At 58.4% G+C, this 1,300-nt stretch carries 1 protein-coding gene and 1 pseudogene; both read right to left on the reverse strand.

All coding sequences use genetic code 11. The features are described 5' to 3' along the window. A pseudogene (locus tag A3730_RS27705) lies at nt 1-372 on the reverse strand (NADP-dependent oxidoreductase); the annotation flags it as partial. Between the two features lie 172 nt (nt 373-544). Further along, on the reverse strand, nt 545-1,300 hold a 756-nt coding region (locus A3730_RS27710), incomplete at its 5' end, for an acyl-CoA dehydrogenase (protein ID WP_063539366.1).

Consider the following 1,300-nt stretch of genomic DNA (forward strand, 5'->3'; position numbering starts at 1 on the left):
GCCCAGCGCCGTGCTGATCGGTACCTGTTTCGGGTCCAGCTTGCGCAGCATCTCTTTGCCCTGCACGGAGTATTCCTGCCAGCCACCGAAGCCCAGCACATAGTCACCGGCTTCATAACCTTCCAGGCGCGATTCCACAACCTGGCCGACGGTACCGCCCTGCATCACATCACCCAGCTCCACGCTGGCCGCATAGGACTTGGCCGGGCTCATGCGCCCACGCATGTAGGGGTCCAGTGACAGGTAGATGGTCTTGATCAGGACCTGGCCCTCTTTCGGCGACGGCATCGCGCCTTCCTTCAAAGGCAGATGTTCAGGCTGGGGCATCCCCTTGGGGTACTCGGATAAAATAATCTGGCGATTCACACTCATGCTTTCTCTCCCGTAAAACGCAAAACAGTAAAAGTCAGTCCACACACTGGGGGAAGGCTGGCCCGCTTCAAATAGCGCATTGCGTGGATTGTCGTTTCAGGCCGCCCCTGTGTCGTTAGCGACCGCCACAGACAACAAAAAAGGGCGACCGAAGCCGCCCTTTTTCATCTACTTATGCTGCATCGTCATCCACATCCAGCAAGCTTTCCAGCTGCTGCATGTGATAACCCAGATCACCCAGCTGGTGATCAATGAGCACAATCCGCTTGGCGTAATGGGCCACGGCAGTTTCTTCCATCATGCCCATGCCGCCATGCAACTGGATGGCTTCTTCCGCTACCTTGCGACCGGACTTGCCGATAATCGCCTTGGCGGCAGCCACACGCTTGGCACAGACCTGAGCAGGAGCGTCCAGAGAGCAGGCTGCAAAAATGGTCATGGAGCGGGCTTTTTCCAGCTCCATACGCATTTCCACCATGCGATGTTGCAGCGCCTGGAACTTGCCAATGGCCACACCAAATTGCTGACGCTCCTTGATGTAATCCAGGGTCTGATCACAGGCCACTTCCATGGCACCGGTAGCTTCTGCGCACAGGGCCACAATGCCCAGCGCCAGGGAGGCTTCCAGCGCATCGATGGCCTTGCCTTCTTCGCCCAGCAATTCCGCCGCCGCACCGTTGAAAGTGATTTCTGCCGCACGCAGCCCATCAATGGTTTCGTAACCGCGACGGCTGACACCGTCGGCGTTGGCATCGACGATAAACGCGGACAAACCATCACGGTCCGTGCCATTACCACCGGTACGGGCAATCACCACCAGCTGGTCGGCGCTGTCGCCATGAAGTACCACGGCCTTGTTGCCCGTCAGGCTGTAGCCATCGCCACTTTTCTCTGCGGTGGCCGCCACATGGGTGTGGTCGTAACGGCC

The organism is Alcanivorax sp. HI0044, from assembly GCF_001634945.1.